Source organism: Pseudomonas sp. PKS (assembly GCF_051913525.1).
Lineage (GTDB): Bacteria > Pseudomonadota > Gammaproteobacteria > Pseudomonadales > Pseudomonadaceae > Aquipseudomonas > Aquipseudomonas guariconensis_D.
The window spans coordinates 26,915-46,356 of the sequence record NZ_JBEGDO010000033.1; the positions used below are offsets into that span (position 1 = coordinate 26,915).

At 64.1% G+C, this 19,442-nt stretch carries 15 protein-coding genes; 8 read left to right on the forward strand and 7 right to left on the reverse strand.

The genetic code is table 11. The annotated features are described in order from the left end of the window. Nucleotides 1–4: 4 nt before the first annotated feature. From ABOA88_RS22890 to ABOA88_RS22905, 4 genes are all read right to left on the reverse strand, one after another. Entirely contained in the window at nt 5–715 is a 711-nt protein-coding gene (locus ABOA88_RS22890) for an ABC transporter permease (protein ID WP_196171192.1), read from the reverse strand. Between the two features lie 100 nt (nt 716–815). Continuing rightward, on the reverse strand, nt 816–1,658 hold the full coding sequence (locus tag ABOA88_RS22895; protein WP_196171193.1) for a transporter substrate-binding domain-containing protein: 843 nt from the start codon (nt 1,656–1,658) through the stop codon (nt 816–818). A 90-nt stretch (nt 1,659–1,748) separates the two neighbouring features. Further along, a complete protein-coding gene (locus ABOA88_RS22900; RefSeq protein ID WP_367852173.1) occupies nt 1,749–2,861 on the reverse strand; it encodes an FAD-binding oxidoreductase in 1,113 nt (370 codons plus the stop codon). Continuing rightward, entirely contained in the window at nt 2,854–3,918 is a 1,065-nt protein-coding gene (locus tag ABOA88_RS22905; RefSeq protein ID WP_367852174.1) for an aromatic ring-hydroxylating dioxygenase subunit alpha, read from the reverse strand. Before ABOA88_RS22905 ends, ABOA88_RS22900 begins: the two co-directional genes overlap by 8 nt. A gap of 236 nt (nt 3,919–4,154) precedes the next feature. Here ABOA88_RS22905 and ABOA88_RS22910 point away from each other — a divergent pair, with 236 nt between their 5' ends. The 4 genes from ABOA88_RS22910 to ABOA88_RS22925 all read left to right on the forward strand — a co-directional run bounded on the left by ABOA88_RS22910 (nt 4,155) and on the right by ABOA88_RS22925 (nt 12,019). Then, the gene (locus ABOA88_RS22910; protein WP_196171196.1) at nt 4,155–5,081 is read left to right on the forward strand and encodes a LysR substrate-binding domain-containing protein; all 927 of its coding nucleotides are present in this window, start codon (nt 4,155–4,157) and stop codon (nt 5,079–5,081) included. Between the two features lie 93 nt (nt 5,082–5,174). Then, a complete protein-coding gene (locus tag ABOA88_RS22915; protein ID WP_196171197.1) occupies nt 5,175–5,678 on the forward strand; it encodes a VOC family protein in 504 nt (167 codons plus the stop codon). Nucleotides 5,679–5,739: 61 nt separating this feature from the next. Further along, nucleotides 5,740–6,495: a glucose 1-dehydrogenase gene (locus tag ABOA88_RS22920; RefSeq protein ID WP_196171198.1), complete on the forward strand. Its 756-nt coding sequence runs from the start codon at nt 5,740–5,742 to the stop codon at nt 6,493–6,495. A gap of 487 nt (nt 6,496–6,982) precedes the next feature. Continuing rightward, nucleotides 6,983–12,019, forward strand: coding sequence for an inverse autotransporter beta domain-containing protein (locus ABOA88_RS22925; protein ID WP_367852175.1), 5,037 nt, complete (start codon nt 6,983–6,985; stop codon nt 12,017–12,019). A 433-nt stretch (nt 12,020–12,452) separates the two neighbouring features. On the opposite strand, the gene ABOA88_RS22930 is transcribed toward ABOA88_RS22925, so the two are convergent. Beyond that, nucleotides 12,453–14,213: an FAD-dependent oxidoreductase gene (locus tag ABOA88_RS22930; protein WP_367852176.1), complete on the reverse strand. Its 1,761-nt coding sequence runs from the start codon at nt 14,211–14,213 to the stop codon at nt 12,453–12,455. Nucleotides 14,214–14,374: 161 nt separating this feature from the next. On the opposite strand from ABOA88_RS22930, the gene ABOA88_RS22935 reads away from it, so the two are divergent. Continuing rightward, a complete protein-coding gene (locus tag ABOA88_RS22935; protein WP_230388077.1) occupies nt 14,375–14,965 on the forward strand; it encodes a TetR/AcrR family transcriptional regulator in 591 nt (196 codons plus the stop codon). A gap of 3 nt (nt 14,966–14,968) precedes the next feature. Here the strand turns inward: ABOA88_RS22935 and ABOA88_RS22940 are convergent, their stop codons facing one another. Both ABOA88_RS22940 and ABOA88_RS22945 read right to left on the reverse strand, forming a co-directional pair. Next, the gene (locus ABOA88_RS22940; RefSeq protein ID WP_367852177.1) at nt 14,969–15,142 is read right to left on the reverse strand and encodes a hypothetical protein; all 174 of its coding nucleotides are present in this window, start codon (nt 15,140–15,142) and stop codon (nt 14,969–14,971) included. Nucleotides 15,143–15,236: 94 nt separating this feature from the next. Further along, a complete protein-coding gene (locus tag ABOA88_RS22945; protein ID WP_367852178.1) occupies nt 15,237–16,163 on the reverse strand; it encodes an alpha/beta hydrolase in 927 nt (308 codons plus the stop codon). Nucleotides 16,164–16,366: 203 nt separating this feature from the next. Here ABOA88_RS22945 and ABOA88_RS22950 point away from each other — a divergent pair, with 203 nt between their 5' ends. The 3 genes from ABOA88_RS22950 to nudE all read left to right on the forward strand — a co-directional run bounded on the left by ABOA88_RS22950 (nt 16,367) and on the right by nudE (nt 19,335). Beyond that, entirely contained in the window at nt 16,367–17,410 is a 1,044-nt protein-coding gene (locus ABOA88_RS22950; protein WP_367852179.1) for a Rieske 2Fe-2S domain-containing protein, read from the forward strand. Between the two features lie 139 nt (nt 17,411–17,549). Next, the gene (locus ABOA88_RS22955; protein WP_196171204.1) at nt 17,550–18,677 is read left to right on the forward strand and encodes a helix-turn-helix transcriptional regulator; all 1,128 of its coding nucleotides are present in this window, start codon (nt 17,550–17,552) and stop codon (nt 18,675–18,677) included. Between the two features lie 106 nt (nt 18,678–18,783). After that, nucleotides 18,784–19,335, forward strand: a complete 552-nt coding sequence (gene nudE, locus ABOA88_RS22960) for an ADP compounds hydrolase NudE (RefSeq protein WP_367852180.1) — start codon at nt 18,784–18,786, stop codon at nt 19,333–19,335. Nucleotides 19,336–19,442 lie beyond the last annotated feature (107 nt).

Here is a 19,442-nt window from a genome sequence, read left to right on the forward strand (position 1 = left end):
TTTTTCAACCGCGCCGCAAGGTCCTGCCGACCCGCAGTTCGGCACGCGAGAACACCAGGTTGGAGCACCCCGTCAGCAACAGGTAGAGCGCACACCCGGTGATGAAGAACAACACGAACTGGCCGGTGGACGCCGCCGCCACGCGGCTGGCACGCATCAGCTCGACGAGCCCTGTCACCGAGATCAGCGCCGAGTCCTTCAGGCTGATCTGCCAGACCCCACCCAACCCCGGCAAGGCAAAGCGCAGCACCTGCGGCGCGATGATCCGTCGAAAGCGCAGCAGCATCGGCATGCCGATCGCCTTGGCGGCCTCCAGCTCGCTGCGCGAGACCGCCTGGAACGCCCCGCGGTAGACCTCGGCCTGGTAGGCCCCGGACACCACCCCCACCGCCAGCGCCCCAACCACGAAGGCCGGCATGCCGACAAACCCCTGGGCGCCAAACAACTGGCCGACCTGGCTCACCAGGGCCGAACCGCCATAGAAGAACAGGTAGATCACCAGCAACTCCGGCACACCGCGAAACACCGTGGTGTACATCTCGCCGAGCCAGCGCAACAGCCCGTTGCCCTGTAGTTTCGCCGCCGCCACCAGCGCACCGAGCAGCGCGCCAATCAGCAAGGCCGCCAGGGTCACCAACAGCGTCATGAGCGCGGCCAGCAGCAGCACGCTGCCCCAGCCGGTCGCGCCGAACCCGATCAAATCGATCACGTGCATACCCCACTCATCAGCGTGTCTTGGCGCGGCAACCCGAGGGCCGCCGCACATCTGAAGCCGGTCGGCAGGCCCCCGGTCGAGGCCTGCCGACGCCACTCGCTCAGTGCGTGGGCGGCGTGAAGTCGTGTTTGAACCACTTGCGGCTGAGCTCGGCGATGGTGCCGTCGGCGATCAGCGATGCGATCGCCGCGTCCAGCTTGGCCTTGAGTTCCGGCTCGCCCTGGCGAATGCCGAAGGCCTCGCCTTCACCCCAGATCGGCCCGTTGATCGCAGGGCCCACCAGCACCACATCACTGCCACCGCGCTGCATCTCCCCGGCAAGAAAACCCAGGTCTTCGAAGACCACGTCCACCCGGCCGTTCTTCAGGTCCATCAAAGGCTCCGGTGGGGTCTTGTACTCGCGGATGGTCGCCACCTGGCCGAACTGGTCGTGGATGAACTTGCTGTACACGGTGCCGGAGACGATGCCGATCAGCTTGCCCTCGAGCTTCTTGCGCAGCGCATCGACCAGCGGGCCGTCCTGGGCCGCATCGCCACGCAGGCTCAGGCTGCCACCGCCCAGGTCGATGCTGCTGGAACGCAGGGCGACGAAGGTGGCCGGTGCCTTGGTGTAAGGACGGGAGAAGTCGATCACCTGGCGCCGCTGGGGGCTGATCGCCAGGGCATCCATCACCACGTCGAACTTGCCGGCCTTCAGCCCCGGGATCAGCCCGTCCCAGTCTTGGGCGACGAGGGTGCAGCGCACCTGCATGCGCTCGCAAAGGATTTTGGCCATCTGCGGTTCGAAGCCATCGAAGCTGCCGTCCGGCAACGTGCGGTTCCAGGGTTCGTAGACACCTTCCGTGGCGATCTGAAGGCTCTCCCACTCCTTGGCGGGGGCATTGAAACTGGCCAGGGCCAGCAACAGCGAGCAAGCGGCGAATCCGAGTTTCTTGTTGTTCATTGTTATTCTCCGATGCGGACCACAAGGGCCGTCAGGGGCACGCGGGCAAGGCGGATCACGATCACGGTGCTACGGGTGTTGCCAACAGCGTTACGACTTGCCGCCCAGCGCCAGGACCACTGGCGACGTCGGACGGGCACAACACAACAGGACATGCCCAGGCGCAGGCTCGGCCAGCGGCGCTTCGGCGTACTCGACCGTGCCGCTGAGCAGCGGGGTCATGCAGGCGTTGCACAACCCGGCACGGCAACTGAACGGTGGCGCAAGGCCCGCCTGCTCGGCGCAATCGAGCAGCGACGGACAGGCCTCGTCCCAGACCACGGCCTGGCCCGACGGCTCGAAACGTACGCTCAGCGCGCCCTCGGCCACAGGCATCACCGGCGCGGCCGCTGGGGCGGCGGGCTCGTCCTCATCGAGAATCGTCGCCGGACCGAAGAACTCGTAGCGAATGCGCGCACGCTCGATCCCAAGACCACGCAACAGCCGCCAGTTGGCCTGCATGAACGGCCGCGGGCCGCACAGGTAGGTGTCGTAGTCGTCCAGCGGCAAGAGCGCCTGCAGGGTCTCGCGTGTCACCAGACCGCTGCTGTGGTGATGAGCGCTTTGCAGATCCTCCGGCGTGGGCGCCCGGTAGCAGAAGTGCACCCGCACCCCGGGGCGTCTGGCCGCCAGCGCCAACACCTCGTCGCGCAGGGCATGCACGCTGCCGTTCTCGCAGGCGTGGACGAAGTACACCGCCCGCGTCGAATGGGTCACCAGCCGGTGCAGCATGCTCACCATCGGCGTCAGGCCCACGCCGCCACTCAATAGCAGCACCGGGCGATCGCTGTCTTCGTCCAGGACGAAATTGCCGGAGGGCCCAGCGATATCCAGTTGTCCACCCACCTGCAGCGCGTCATGCAGAAAGCTCGACCCCACCCCCGCCGGCACCTCGGGCAGGTGCGCCGGGGCCTGCTCGTGCTTGACCGAAATGCGCAAGAGCCGCGCATCGTCCGGATCGCTGGACAGGCTGTAGGCGCGCAGCACTTGCGGGCCCTTTGCCTGGGGAATGCGCACCACGATGAACTGCCCCGGGCGAAAGGCGATGGGCGCATCGTTCAGCGCAGGCTTGAGCAGCAGCGAGGTGATGGTCGCGCTCTCGCGCACCTTGGCTGTCACCTCGAAGGGCGCAAAGCCCTGTGCGGTGGGGAGTGCCTCAGGCATGGGCGGGCACCTCGACAGTCGCTAGCAGCCCCTGGGCCGCCTGCTGTTCCTCGCGGATCAGGCGCTCCATGCCGCGGCGAAAACGCAGCGGGCCGGCGTCGATGGCCAGGTCGATGTTCGGGCTCTGGCGTTGTTTCATCCCGGCATGTACCGCCGACAGCACGACGCGGTCTTCCTCGAAGGCGTGGCGTACATCGGCAGCGAACTGACCAGAGACCTCCTCGTCGTCGGCATCGAAGTTGCGCAGCTGGAACCAGTAGTAGCGGGTGCGGTTCTCGTCCACCGGCGTCATGAAGTTGTAGGAGTCCATCAGGAAGGCTTTTTCGTGCACCGGCGCGCCCTCCCCGCCGCTACCAGCCGGGGTGTGCACGCCCTTGATGATGGCATGGGCCGGGTAGCGCACTTCGTAGTACTGCAGACGGTCGCAGCGGCCCTCGAACTTGAGGTACTGGCGGTAGAACGGCGCGGCGTCGATGTCATACAACCAGCGCGAGACCACTACACCGTCGTCGTTGACCTGGGTCTGCAAAGGCTCGGACTCGCAGGCCGCGATACCGAAGCTGCTCTGGTGGACCCAGGCCACATGGGACGGGTCGAGCAGGTTGTCGGTCATGTACAGGTAGTTGCAGTCGATGGTCATCGAGTCGCCGCGGTTCAGCCCCCAGGCCGGGTCATCCCATTCGGGTATCTCCAGCAGCTTGGCGTGATCGGCCAGCGCCGGATCGCCCATCCACAGCCAGACCAGGCCATAGCGCTCGTGCACCGGGTAGCTGCGCACCTTGGCCGCCTGCGGGATACGCGACACGCACGCAGCCTTCACGCAGCTGCCTGCGCCGTCGAAGGTCAACCCGTGATAACCGCACTCGACCGTGTCGCCTTGCAGGCGTCCCATCGACAGCGGCAGCTTGCGGTGCGGGCAGGCGTCTTCCAGGGCCACCACCGCGCCGTCGGCCTTGCGGTAGAGCACCACCGGCTCGCCCAACAGCGTGGTGGCGTGCAGCGCCTGCTTGACTTCGGTGTCCCAGCCGGCGGCGTACCAGGCATTTCTCAAGAACATGGCGTGAGGCTCCTGTTGTTGTTGTCTTGGGCTGCATCAGGTTCTTGGAACACAGCCTAGGCCTGGGAGATACAAAAGAATAGATAGTGTTTTCTGTTGATTTATTTAGTTTTTCTAAACTACAAATGCGGTAGCTTTGATATCGGCCACTGGCTTGTTCCGAGGTGCCTTCTTCGCGGGTAAACCCGCTCCCACAGGCACTCCGGTACCCCACAACCTCTTCCAACGAGCACCCCATGAGCCAACTCCCCCCCTTGCGCGCCCTGGAAGTCTTCGAAGCCGTCGGCCTGTGCGGCGGCATCACCCAGGCCGCCAGACGCCTAGGCATTTCGCCCGGCGCCGTCAGCCAGCAAATGAAAATTCTCGAAGAAGCCGTGGGCCTGAGCCTGACGGTCAAGGAAGGTCAGCGTCTGCGCCTGAATGCCGCCGGCCAGCGCTTTCACGAGGGCTGCGGCCAGGCCTTCGAACGTCTGCGCGCGGCCTATGCGGAACTCGAACGCTCCAAGAACACCAACAACCTCTATATCAGCGCCCTGCCCTCGCTGCTCTCCAAATGGCTGGCGCCCCAGGTGGCCGAATGGCAGGTGGGCTATCCCGAACTGAGCCTCTACCTCGATGGCACCCACACCGAACCTTCCGAGGCCCAGGCCAACGGCGTGGACTTTCGCCTGAGCTATGGCGAAGGCATTCACGACGACCAGCACACCATCGAGCTGTTCCGCGATTGCGTGGTGCCGGCGTGCAGCCCACACCTGCTGGCTGAGCCCGTGGCGCCAGGGCAGTTGCTCGAACACCCGCTGATCACCATCGACTGGCGACCGAAGTTCGACTCACCGCCGTCCTGGGAGCAGTGGTTCCAGGCGACGGGCGTCGGCGTGGTGCAGATCACCAACTACCGGATCTACTCGCTGTCATCGATGGCCATCCAGGCCGCCATCGACGGGCAAGGCATCGTCCTGGCGCAGTATTCGATGATCAGCCGCGACATCGCCAACGGCCAACTGGTGCTGCCCTGCCTGCGCGCACTGCCGATGCCGGCCTCGTACTACCTGACCTGGAACCCCGGCAGCATCCACCGCAGCCATTGCCGCGCGTTCCAACGCTGGTTGATCGATCGGGGACGTGATCAACAGGAGGTCAGCCAGCGGTTGCTGGACGACTGAGGTTCGCTTCTTTTTCAATGACACATGTTTATTATTTTGTGCCATTATGCCGACACAAAATAATAAATACGTGTCATAGAGAGGACGCGCGCCATGCACCACCCTGCTCCACAAGCCTTCGATCAACTCGGATTCGTGGTCCAGGACCTTGAGCAGAGCATCGACCATTGGCTGCAACTGGGCGTCGGGCCCTGGACGGTGTTTCGCGATGTCCAGCTTCAGGGCAACTACCAAGGCCAGGCCGTGGAGGTTCGCATGAACGTGGGCCTGGCCTATCAGGGCGGCCTGCAGATCGAGCTGATCCACACCACCAGCGACGGCCCTTCCCCTTACCGCGACGCCCGAGGCCTGCACCACATGGCCTGGCTGGTGGACGAACTGGACAGCGCCGTCGCCAACCTGCGTGAGCGTGGGCTGCAACCGGTGTTCGAAGCCGGCAACGCCACCACCCGCGTCTGCTACCTGCAAAACCCCAACGAGCCAGGCGTGCTGTTCGAAGTCATCGAAGGCGCAGGCCTGCGCCAGATGATCGACCACGGCATCGCTCAAGCCCGCCTCTGGGATGGCGAACAGCCCGTGCGGGAGTTCGCCGCCTGAGCATTTCCCTGCTCCGGTGCGAGCACCGGGGCCCTTTGATAACAACAAAAGGAGCTACACGATGAGTCGATTGGCAGGCAAAGTCGCCCTGATTACCGGTGCCGCACGCGGCCAGGGCGCAGCAGAAGCTCGGCGTTTCGTCGCCGAAGGCGCGAACGTGGTGATCGCCGATGTCCTGGAGGCCGAAGGCCGGGCCCTGGCCGCCGAGCTGGGCGACGCCGCACGCTTCCAACCGCTGGACGTCACCCAGCCCGAGCAGTGGCAGGCGGCGGTCGAGGTGACCCAGGCGCAGTTCGGCAAGCTCGATGTGCTGGTCAACAACGCCGCCATCCTGCGCATGGCACCGCTGGAGCATTGCTCGCTGGAGGACTACAAGCGGGTGATCGAAGTCAATCAGGTCGGTTGCTGGCTGGGCATGAAGTCGGTGCTGGCAGCCATGCGCCAGGCAGGCGGTGGCTCGATCGTCAACGTCTCCTCCACCGCCGGCATGGAAGGTGTGGCCTACGGCACGGCCTATTCGTCGAGCAAGTTCGCCGTGCGCGGCATGACCAAGGCCGCGGCTCTGGAGCTGGGCGCCTTGGGGATCCGGGTCAACTCGGTGCACCCGGGCGGCATCGACACGGTCATGTCGCGCCCACCGGAAATGGCTGATTTCGACCCGGCGCAGGTCTACAAAGGCCTGCCGATTCCGCGTATCGGCCAGCCCGAGGAAGTGGCCAACCTGGTGCTGTTCCTGGCCAGTGACGAGTCCAGCTATTGCACCGGTTCCGAGTTCATCATCGACGGTGGCATGCTCGCCGGCACCACCTTTGGTTGAGTGTCCTACCCCTGGGGGCGCCCTGCGCACCCAGGGGCTAAGCCGTTTGCCCGTTGCCTCCCCAAGTTGCTTACAGTAAAAGCAAAACCGTGCTCCTCCCCTCCCATTGAAACTTGTAGAGTTGTCCTACAACCTCATCAAAAAGTTACCTATTCCTACAGAATCGGATAATTCCTACAGATTTGCCCGACTCATCCCCGTACTCTTCACATCACAGCAGCCCTAACTTAGCTGCGTTATTTCGAATATCAAACCTGTAACACCCAAGGCTCCTGCACCTCAGCGCCCACACGCTACAGCGCGCGGCCCCGGGAGTTACAAACACTTGCCTGCATCGCCCGAGCGGACAATACCGCCGGCACCTCTTTCTAATAAAAAGTTCAGGAGCAACTTCCCTCCTGCAACTTTCCTTGCCGCCTGTAAAGCGCGGTGGGTGATACAGGCGTTCGCCATTATTTGGCGTTTGAAGAACTTTCGGGATCATCTAATGATTAGGAAATCGCCTTCGCAACTGTCACTCCCCACCCGTGCGTTGGCCTGGATGAACATCGCCATCCAGGCCGTCTTGCCGTTGACCGTCGCCCTCACCCCCACCCACGCCGGTGCTGCCAGCGATCAAACGCCGGGCACCGCACAACATCAACGCACTGTCCTTCACACCCTGGCCCCCGGCGAAACCGTCGAGCGTGTGGCCGCCCGCTTCAACATGAGCGTGGCTGAGCTGCGCACGCTCAACCAGGACCGCACTTTCGCCAATGGCTTTGACAACCTGCGTCCAGGCGACCGCCTGGAAGTACCCAGCACCCCGCGCATGGCCCTACCCGAGCTCAACTCCAGCGGCCTGACGAACACATCGAGCGAGCAGAACCAGGAGGCGCAATCGCGCAAGCTCGCCGGCGTGGCCAGCAGCACCGCCAACTTCCTCACCTCGGATGTCAACAAGGGCGACGCCGCAGCCTCCATGGCCCGCGGCATGGCGGTCAGCGAAGTCAGCGCCCAGACCCAGGAGTGGCTGAGCCGCTACGGCACTGCCCGCGTGCAGATCAACGTCGATGACAAACTGTCCCTGGCCAGCTCTTCGCTCGACCTGCTGCTGCCGGTACACGACACAGAAAAACACCTGCTCTTCACCCAAGGCAGCATCCACCGCACCGACGACCGCAACCAGGCCAACCTGGGTGTGGGCGTGCGCCGTTTCAATGATGGCTACATGGTCGGCGTCAACACCTTCTTCGACCACGACCTCTCGCGCAGCCACTCGCGCCTGGGCGTGGGCGTGGAATACTGGCGCGACTACCTCAAGCTCAGTGCCAACGGCTACCATCGCCTAAGCAACTGGCGCACCTCGCCCGACCTGGTCGACTACGAAGAACGCCCAGCCAACGGCTGGGACGTGCGCGCCGAAGGCTGGCTGCCGTCCATGCCGCAACTGGGCGGCAAGCTGACCTACGAAAAATACTACGGCAACGAAGTCGGCCTGTTCGGCAAGGACAACCGCAAGAAGAACCCTCACGCCGTGACCACCGGCGTCACCTACACCCCGATCCCGCTGCTCACCTTCAGCGCCGAGCAACGTCGCGGCGATGCCGGTGCCAGCGATACCCAGTTCGGCATGCAGTTCAACTGGAGCCTGGGCCAGAGCTGGAACAAGCAGACCGACCCAAGCCAGGTCGCGGCCATGCGCACCCTGGCCGGCAGCCGCTACGACCTGGTCGAGCGCAACAACAACATCGTCCTCGAATACCGCAAGAAAGAAGTCATCCGCCTGAACGTCCCCCGTCAAGTGGCCGGCGCCGGTGGCGAGCGCAAGTCCCTGCAGGTGACGGTCCAGAGCAAGTACGGCCTTGACCGCATTGACTGGAGCGCCGACACCCTGCTGCAGGCCGGCGGCAAGATCGAGCACCTGGGCGGCAGCGACTACCAGCTCACCCTGCCCAATTACCGCACTGACGCCCAGGCCGTGAACACCTACACCTTGCACGGTGTGGCCGTGGATAGACAAGGCAATCGCTCCAACCGCAGCGAAACACAAGTCACGGTCAACGCGCCGGTGTTCGATGCCGCGCGCAGCACCTTCCTGCCCAGCGACAGCGTCGTGCCGACCAAAGGTGGCGTCCAGGTGTTGACCTTGACCGTGCGCGACGCCCAGGACGGCCTGATCGACGTGCCGCTGAGCGACCTGAGTATGGCCGTGACCCATGGCACTGCCGCCGTAGGCGCCACGGTGTCGGATTTCAGCCAGAAATCGCTTGGCGTATACGAAGTGACCGTCACCACCGGCACCTTGCCGCAGTCCCTGACGCTCACACCGTCCATCCAGAGCACGGCCTTGGCATCGGCCAAGATCGCAATCGTGGACCGGGTACCTGACGCCGGCACCTCGGCCTTCAAGGTCACCCCCGACAAGATCGACACCAGCGGCACCACCGTGGCCACCCTGACCTTGACAGCCAACGATGCCGACGGCAGCCCAGTCCCGGACATCGCTGACAAACTGACTTTCCTCGTCGCGGACGCCGCTGGCACCGCGCCGGGCACCGGTATCACCCTCAGCCAAGTGACCGAAACAAGCCCGGGCAGCTACACCGCTCGCCTCTCCGGCACCAAGGCCGGTGTGTTGACCGTCACCCCACAGTACCTAGGCAGCGCCCTCGGCACGCTCAATGGCACCGTGACGCTGAGCGCCGGCCCCATCGCTGCAGTACGCTCGAGCCTGACCGCCGCGCCGAACCCCATCGAAGCCACTGGCAGCGACATCTCGACCCTGACGCTTACCGTCAAGGACGCCGAAGACAACCCGGTCTCCGACATCGCCGACAAACTGACGTTCCGCGTGACCAACAGCAGCGGCGGCGATGGCGGTTCCGACGTCACCGTCACCTCTCTGACTGAATCTGCGCCAGGCGTCTACAAGGCGAACCTGAGCGGGACCAAAGCCGACACCTGGACAGTAACGCCGCTCTTTGAAAGTGCCGCCCTGGCCCTCGAAGAGAAGGTAATCATGGAGCCGGGCGCAGTGGACGTCGGCAAATCGGCTTTCACTGCCAACCCACCCTCCGTCGTGGTAGGGACTGGCGAATCCGACCTTAAACTGGAGGTCAATGATGCCCAGGGCAATCCTGTTTCCGGCATCGCGGCAAACCTGAGCTTCGATGTGCGCGACAGCTTCGGCACACCGGCGGGTGGCGAAGTGACCATCACCCGTCTGCAGGAAACCACCCCAGGCATTTACACCGCCAAGCTCAGCGGCACCAAGGCCGAGGTCTGGACCGTGACCCCACAGCTCGAAGGCAGCGCCTTGAGCGCCTTGGCCACCGACGTGACCTTGGTTGCCGGTACCTTGGACACTGCCCTGTCCAAATTCACCGCCGCACCAAACCCTATCGATGCCAACGGCAGCGACAGCTCGCAGCTCACTCTCAGCGCCAAGGACGCCAAGAACAACCCGATCCCTGGCCTGGCAACCAAGCTCACCTTCACCGTGAAGAACGACCATGACCAGGAGGCCGGCACAGCCGTCACCATCGAGAACCTGAGCGAGTCCGCACCAGGCACCTATACCGCGACCCTCAAAGGCACCAAGGCCGACACCTGGACCGTGGCGCTCATCCTCGACGGCGCCGCCACCGGCATGAGCGAGAAAGTGGTGCTGACCGCTGGCGTGGTGGACGCAGGCACCTCGACGATCGCCGCCGCCCCGGACACCATCACAGCGAATGGTTCCACCCCGTCCGAACTGACCTTCACTGCCAAGGACGCCAAAGGCAACCCGGTCACCGGTATCGTTGGCGACCTTGCCTTCGATGTAACTGACAGCGCCGGCGGCGCGGCGGGTAGCGACGTGACCGTGGACCCCCTCAAGGAAACCACCCCGGGCACGTACACTGCGACGCTCAAAGGGACCAAGGCCGATGTCTGGACCGTCACCCCGCAGTTCAAAGGCAGCGCCCTCGGTAGCCTCGCAGCCAAGGTGACCCTGACTGCCGGCCCCATCGCGGCAGCACGCTCGACCCTCACCGCCGCGCCGAACAACATCATCGCCGGCGGCGGCGACATCTCGGTCCTGACGCTCACCGTCAAGGACGCCGAAGACAACCCGATCTCCGACATCGCCAGCAAACTGTCTTTCAGCGTGAAGAACGACAGCGGCGCGGACGCAGGCTCCGACGTCACCGTCACCGCCTTGACCGAATCCGCGCCAGGCGTCTACAAGGCGAACCTGAGCGGGACCAAAGCCGACACCTGGACAGTAACGCCGCTCTTTGAAAGTGCCGCCCTGGACCTCGAAGAGAAGATAATCGTGGAGCCGGGCGCAGTGGACGTCGGCAAATCCGCTTTCAAGGCTAGCCCGCCCTCCATTCCTGCAAACGGCAGCCAGGAGTCCGTTCTGACCTTCGAGGCCAAGGATGCCTACAACAACCCCGTGACGGGCATTGCAGGGCTCACCTTGGATGTGCGTGACAGCCACGGCACCCCCGCAGGCACGGACATGACGGTAAGTGCCGTGAGCGAAACGAGCGCGGGCCGCTATACCGCAACCTTGAAGGGCACCCAGATCGATATCTGGACAGTCATCCCGTTGCGCAACAACGCCGCCATCGGCAGCTTGCAAGCTACGGTGGAGCTGCTGCCCATGCCGCCGGTTGCCCTGCACTCGTCCATTGCCGTAAGCGACAAGAGCATTGCGGCGGACGACTCGGCAACAACAACAGTGACCATCGTTGCCAAAAATACCCTGAACCAGCCTGTCACCGGCATTGCGAGTCAATTGTCCTTGCGTGTGGTAGACCGATCGGGCTACACGGCTACCCCGACCTTCAGCACCATCACCGAAACAGGCACGACGGGGGTTTACACCGCGACGATGAAGACAGCCCTGGCCAACCTGTATACCCTGCATCCGCAATACAACGGCTCGGATATTGGCAACCTCAACGTGTCGGTCGATGCCTATGGCGAGATCAAGGCCGTGCGGATAGGGAGCAAGACGTTCGCGCCTTCCGCCTCTGTCCCCAAGACAGGGTTCGTAGGGGGGACGTTCACGCTTGACTTGATGGGTGGAAACTACTTGCACTACAACTGGAGCTCAAGCGCTCCGTCCTTGGTGAGCGTGACCAGCAGCGGGGAAATCACGCTGATCGACATGCCATCTTCTAGCACGCCTGTCACCATCACGCTGCAAGACAAGCGCGGCGGTGCGGCACTGAGCTATACGTTCACAAGCAAAGATTGGTTCTTTTATACCACGAGCAACTACGGGACCGTCGCCACTGGTCGGTCCACATGCATAAGTCAGGGTGGCGTCCTTCCCTATTTTGAGGACATTAGCTATTCAACCTTTGACAGAGGGCTGCGCGGTGAATGGGGAAGTCAGGGCGTCTCCAAGGGCAATCTCCCAAACGATACATGGACAAACAGTCTAGCAGAGCCGGGCAAGTATTTACTGGCGTCTATCGCTGTAAACAGCTCAACACCTTTACCTGAAGGGGAGTATCATCATTTCGCTTGCAAGAAAACCTTGTAAGTAGCGCCACCCGCATGGCGAGCGTTCATTCCTCATCGTGCGGGAGCGCCCACCCCCTTGCTAGTTTCCTGTGGGAAATAAATACTCATGCTCAAACCTGGCATCAGGAAACTTTCTATGATTCAAAGTTCCCGAAGGTAGCTTTCGAAAAGGCCGAGCTCACCGTTCATCTGGAGGGGGCTGATGTCTCCGATGGGAAGACATGACATTAAAACCGCTTACTTATAACAACAATTCATTATTTCCCGCACCAGACGTCATGCCCGAGACTGCCACAACACCTACGCTCTGCGTATAGTATTGACAAATAGAATAAAAAGCCTCCTGCCCGGAGGCTTTTTAATTATCTCCACCCTTGAATTGCAGGTGATAAATTAGTCATATTTTATATATACCAATCCTTTCCCTAGATACGCTGGGGACGACTCACCTCTCAATTGACGGAACATCCCAATCGAAACGCCCTCTCTGGCTCCCGATGCACCCGCCCCGCCAAATGATTAGCCGCAATGTAGCCAAACGTCATCGCCGGCCCAATCGTCGACCCCGGCCCCGGATACGTCTTGCCCATCAGCGCCGCGCTGGTATTGCCGATGGCATACAACCCCTCGATCACCGAGCCATCCGCGCGCAATACGCGGGCATCGGCATCGGTGCACAAGCCGCCCTTGGTCCCCAGTTCCCCGGCATCGATGCACAAGGCATAGAACGGCCCGCGTTCCACCGGCCCCAGGCACGGATTGGGCCGGCAATTGCTGTCGCCGTAGTAGCGGTCGAACAGGCTGTCGCCCTTGCCGAACTGGGTGTCCACACCTTGGGCCGCCATCTGGTTGAAGCGCTGCACGCTCTGCCCCAGCCCCGCCGCGCTCACGCCGATCTTGCCCGCCAGCGCCGCCAGGCTGTCGGCGCGGTAGATGACGTTGTCCAGCCAACACTCGGGAATCTTGCTGTCCGGCTGCACCGAGCCTGGTAGCAGCACACCGCAGGGGTAGCGCTTGCGGTATTCGGCGTCGAAGATCAGCCAGGCCGGCACGTTGGCGCCGGTGCGCGCCTGGTCGGAATACATGGCGTAGATGATGTCCGTGTACGGCGCGGCCTCGTTGACGAAGCGCTCGCCGCGGCCATTGACCATGATGCAGCGCGGAAACGCCCGCTCGACGAACAGCGCACGCTGCTTCTCCTCGCCCGGCACACGCACGGTCGGTGCGCCCCACACATGGTCCATCAGCGCCACGTCCGCGCCTTGGGCCAGGCCTGCGCGGATGCCATCGCCAGTGTTGATCGGCGGCGCGGCCGTCCATTCGGCGCGGGTCGGGCTGGGCAGGTACTGCTCGCGCATCAGTTGGTCGGCCTCGAAGCCGCCGCAACCGAGGATCACTCCAAACGCCGCGCGCACGTTCACAGGCTTGCCCTGGCGCTCGACCACCAACCCCGTCACCTTGCCCCCATGGCTCAACAGGTTGCGCATCGGCGCTTGCAGCCACAGCTCGATCTGCCGCGCCTGCATCGCCGCGCGCAGACTAGCGACCAGGGCATTGCCCAAGGTCAGGCGCCGGTCACGCGGCGTGCGCCGGCGCCAGGCAAGGTCGGCCATGTATTTGAGGCCCAGGCGGGCGGTGAGCCACAGCCAACCGGGCTCCTTGGCCAGGATGGTGTGGGCCTCGACCTGAGTCATGGCAATGCGCCCTGCGATCAGCGTGGCCGGCGACGGCGCGCGCAGGCGCTGGAATTCATCCCCCAGGCGCGCCGCATCGAAGCTCGCCGGCTCCATGGTGCGGTAGCCGGGTTTGCCACCCTCGCGCTCGGGGTAGTAGTCCGGGTAGCGCTTCACGGCGCGAAAGTACGTCTGCGCCTGGGCGGCCAGGTAGCCAACCATGCGCGGGCCATGCTCCAGGTAGGCGTCCATGCGCGCCGGGTCGTAGTCCTCGCCGACCGTGGCCCGCAGGTAGGCCTGGGCCTGCTCGCGAGAATCGTTGCCGCCGAGCGCTTCGATCTGGTCGTTGCAGGGGATCCAGATCCCGCCACCGGAGATGGCCGTGGTGCCGCCGTACTCGGCGGCCTTTTCCACCATCAGGACCGACAGCCCCTGGTCGTGGGCCCGCAACGCCGCCGTCATGGCCCCGGCCCCCGAGCCGACCACGACCACGTCGTAGACGGCGTCCCAGTGCACAGCCTGCTGATTGTCATTGTTCATCGATGCACCTCCCCGCTGGCGACCGCTGGCCGCGATTCCATGGAGCTCGCACTATGTCACATATTCTTATTTAAGAGCCATTGCGATGACACAAAAACTTGCAGCCGTGCCATTAAGTGCGACAATCGCCGCCAATCCCGATGACCACAGAAGGTTCCGCCATGACCCGACAACTGCGCTGGGGCGATGCCAGCCGCATGGACAGTGCCGAGCAAGGGCGACAGCAGATCCTCGAATGCGCCCTGGCGGCGATGAGCGAGGTGGGCCCGGAGGGGTTTGCCATCGACGACGTGGCGCGCCGGGCGAATATTTCCCGACGCACGCTGTACCGCTACTTCGCCACCAAGCAGGAATTGGTGCAGGCGGTGATCAGCAGCGAGAACGCCGGGTTCTTCAGTGCCATGCAGCAACAGCTGGTCGGCTTCGAGAACGATTTCGAGCGCTACCTGGAAGAATGCCTGTGCTTTGCCGTGCGCTACCGCGACCAGCACCGGGGCGGGTTTCACCAGGGCTACCTGGCCAAGGCGGCCAGCCCCGAGGTGTTCGCCTACATCCTCGAGGACATCGCGCCGTTGTGGCAGCAACTGCTGGCCGGCCCCTTCGAGCGCCATGTCGAGCGCCACGGCGCCAGCGTCAGCCTGGACGACAGCATCGCCCTGATCAGCCGGCTATGCCTGGCCTACTGCCTAGTGCCCGAGGCGCCCGAGCAGATCCGCAAGCAGCTGCGCCTGCTACGCCACCTGGGCACCTGAGCGTCAGGGCAACAGGCGCATGGCGCTGGGCATCGGCAGGTAGCAGGGCTGGTAGTTGGGCTGGCAGTAGTAGGCCATGCTCAGCGGCACGGGCAAAGGCCGTGTGACGGCGGCCACGTAGGCGGCGGCGAAGGCACACACGATCAGGGTCAGGCAAAATCTTGTTGTTGTTTTCATGGCCATGCCTCTATGCGCGAGGGAGACGTTGTGAAGCCAGACTAGAAGCGACGTTCTCGGCCCGCCTCGTCCAAACGGACGAGGCGGATCAATTTCACGACAGTGCCCGACGGATGTCCGCCGCAGCGCCCTGCAACGCTCGGGCGGCCGCCTCGACGAACGGCGCCATGCTGATGAAGCCATGCACCATGCCGTCGCAGCGCTGCACACGCACTGCCACCCCGGCCGCCTGCAGGCGCTCGGCGAAGGCCTCGCCCTCGTCGCGCAGCGGGTCATGCTCGGCGGTCAGCAGCGTGGTGGCCGGCAGGCCCTGCAAATCGTCATCGCGCAGCGGCGAGGCCAAAGGGTCGGCGCCCTGCTCCGGGTGCTCCAGGTACTGCGCCCAGAACCACCCCATCATTGCCCGCGACAACAGGTAGCCCTCGGCGAAGTCGCGGTAGGACGCGCTGTCGCACGCCGCGTCCGTCACCGGATAGAACAGGCATTGATGACGGATCGCCGGCCCCTGGCGCTCCCGGGCCAGGCGGCTGACGGCGATGGCCAGGTTGCCGCCTGCACTGTCCCCGGCCAGCGCCAGACGGCTGGCATCCACGCCCAGCTCGGCGGCGTGTTCCGCCAGCCAGCGCGTGGCGGCGTAACAGTCCTCGGGCGCCGCCGGAAAGCGCGCTTCTGGCGCCAGGCGGTAGGCCACCGACACCACCACCGCGCGGGTCTCAAAGGCCAGGGTGCGGCACAGGTTGTCGTGGGTGTCGAGGGTGCCGATGACAAACCCGCCGCCATGGAAAAACACCAGCAGCGGCAAGTCCTCGCCGGCCATTGGGCGGTACAGCCGCGCGGGCAACAGGCCTGCCGCACCGCGCACCTTGAAGTCGCGCACTTCGGCCATGTCCGGCCCCGGCAGCGGCGGCATCAGGTTGTCGGCGTGCAGGCGGTACTGCACGGCATCGAGGGTGGCGTAGTCCGGCTCGCCCTGGGCGGTGAAGCCCTGCAGCACGGCGGCCAGCTGGTTATCGAGGGGCATGGCGCTCTCCTTGAACGTTGCGAGGTAGGCATGCACGCCAGTAGATCGGCACCGTCGACGGTGGCCATCGTCCGTTCAGACGATGACCGATGCGTCACGCGCGGCAGAATCACTCGGGTGCATCAGTACCGCCAACCGAGCTGCCAGTGACCAAGGTGGCGTGGTACGGCCGGCGGCCCCAACAAAGACCGGAGAACAACAACATGAGCACGCTGCACCGTATCGAAGCCAAACTGCTGGAGGACCGCTACGCGCGCGGGTGGCATTGCCTGGGCCTGGCGGCCCAATACCGTGACGGCAAGGCGCACCGCCTGGATGTCTTCGGCACCCGCCTGGTGGCCTTCCAGGGCGAAGACGGCCAGCTCAACATCCTCGACGGCTACTGCCCGCACATGGGCGCCGACCTGAGCACCGGTTGCATCGAAGGCAACGCCATCCGCTGCCCCTTCCACAGTTGGCGCTGGAACGCCGACGGCGTGTGCGACGACATCCCCTACGCCAAGCGCATCCCACCGCGGGCGAAGATCAAGCGCTGGCCGATCATGGAGCAGAACCACCTGCTGTTCGTGTGGAACGACCCCGAAGGCAACCCGCCGATCGCCGAGCAGGCCATCCCGCGCATCGACGCTTGCTTCGACGACGCCTGGGCCCACTGGGAAATCGCCGACCTGAAGATTGACACCAACTGCCGCGAACTGATCGACAACGTCGCCGACATGGCGCACTTCGGCAGCGTGCATGGCGCACCGGTCGAGGAGTTCAGCAACGTCTTCGAAGGCCACACCGCCGCCCAGATCATGCGGGCGCGCAGCGAGCGGTTGTCTGGCGACAGCGAGCTGACCACTGTGGCCACCTACTACGGCCCGGCCTACCAGATCACCGAAATGACCGGTGCCATGGGCGGCCAGCCGATCCACTCGATCCTGCTCAACTGCCACGTGCCGATCGACCTCAACAGCTTCACCCTGCGCTATGGCGTGCTGGTCAAGAAGATCCCTGGGTTGTCCGAGGACGAAAACCAGGCCATCGCCAAGGCTTACGTCAAGCAGGCCCAGGAAGCCTTCTACGAAGATGTGGCCATCTGGCACACCAAGACCCGCGTCGACAACCCGCTGCTGTGCGACGGCGACGGCCCGGTGTACCAGCTGCGCCGCTGGTACGAGCAGTTCTACACCGACGTCGCCTTGCTGGCCGATGAGACCCGTGACAGCAAGCAATTCGTCGTGCGCAGCCGCGAGCGCGCCTGACCGCTACACCCGCCTGGCACAACCTGGCAACCGCCCGAACGGGCGGCTGTCGGGCCCCGCAACAGGACATTGCGCGCGGACAAGGGCTGCCTATATGCTCGCCGACGCCAATGCTAATAATAAGAAGCGGTAACCACCGATGCAGACTCTCAGTTTCGAAGACTTCAGCGAGCTGGTCGGCCAGCTCTACGAGGGCCCGCTGGAATCCATCCCCTGGGTCACCTTTCTCAATCAGCTCAACAGCCTGCTGCACAGCAAGTACGTCACCTTCATCCTGCGCCCGCCCAGCACCCAGGTCGACGGCTTGATGGTCAGCACCAACGGCAGCTCCAGCGACGCCACCGCGTCCTACAACAAACACTTCTTCGCCTTGGACCCATTCGTCGGGCTGCCGAACCGGGAAGTGGTCGCCCTGGCCGACTTCATGCCCGAAGCCGAGCTCAAGCAGTCGGAGTTCTTCCGCAACTTCCTGGAGCCGGTGGATGTGTTTCACATCCTGGGTGTGGACATCAACACCAACGACGGCGCCCAGTGCCGCCTGCGCATCAGCCGCGGGCGTGACGATGCGCCCTTCGTCGACTCGGAAAAACACCTGCTGGCGCGGTTCATCCCGCACCTGGAACGTTCGATCAAGCTGCACATGCAGCTCAACCGCATCGAGACCGAACGCAACCTGTACGCCGGCGCCGTGGACCAGATGGCCGTGGGCACGATCATCCTCGACGACACCGGCAAGGTGCTGCAGACCAACCAGGTGGCCGAACGCCTGCTGCAGGAGAAGGACGGCATCAAGCAGGTCAACGATGGCTTGCAAGTCGGCAGTGCCCGGGATACCCAAGAGTTTCGCCGCCTGGTGCGCCAGGCCATGCTCTCGCAAAAAGGCAACCTGGCCTCGGTGGTCGAGGCCATGCGCGTCAAGCGCCCCTCCGGGCGTGCGGACCTGGGCATCATCGTGCGTTCAGTGCCGCTGTCGGCCTGGAGCGAGGGCAAGCAGTGCCCGACCGTGGTCATTTTCATCAGCGACCCGGAGCAGCAGTCTTCGGCGCCCCAGGAGATCGTCCGCGCCCTGTTCGACTTCACCCCGGCCGAAACCCAGTTGGCGATGCTACTGGCCAACGGCCTGACCCTCGACGAAGCCTCCGAGGAGCTGGGCATCAGCCGCAATACCTCGCGTGCGCATCTGCGCTCGACCTTCTCCAAGACCGGCGTCACACGCCAGACCATGCTCGTGCGGTTGATCCTGCGCAGCGTCGCCACCTTGGGCTGAAGCCCCGCCCTACCCGCCTGCCTGGCCATCGTCCGCTCGGACGATGGCAGGCACTGGCTGGCAGCGCACAGTAGCCCTGTCGCTTTCCGTCGCCAGAGGCCCCGCCATGCGCCAGAGCCCAACCATCCTCAAGACCGAGCTGCTGGCCCAGAGCAGCCACTTCCAGATCGAAGCCCTGCACCTGCGCTTTAGCAATGGCCAGCATCGCGTCTATGAGCGCCTGCGCGGTACCGGCTACCGCTCGGTGCTGCTGGTGGCCATGCCGGATCCGCAGCATGTGCTGATGGTGCGTGAGTATGCGGTGGGGGTCGAAGGCACCATCCTCGGCTTGCCCAAGGGCGGTGCCGATACCGGTGAGGGCTATTTGGAGGCGGCGCAGCGTGAGTTGGGGGAGGAAGTCGGCCTGCGGGCCGGTCGGCTGACCGAGCTGGGTGAGCTGACCTTGGCGCCGGGGCATCTGTGTCACCGTTGTCGGGTGGTGCTGGCTGAGCAGCTGAGTCCTTGCAGTATGGAGGGTGGTGATGAGCCTGAGCCTCTGGAGTGTTTGGCGGTGGCTTTGGGGGATGTTCCTAAGCTGGTGGCCAGTGGTGAGTTGCATGAAGCCCGGGCCATTGCGGCGCTGTTCATGGCCATGGGGGTCCTGGCTGAGCGTGGCTGAACTCAAGTAGGGCTTGGGCTTTCAGATTGGGTGAATATCCGGTGTTGGCGGTGGCGCCACCGGCGCTTTTCGCCTTTACGGCGACCTACTTTTGCTCTTGGGCAAAA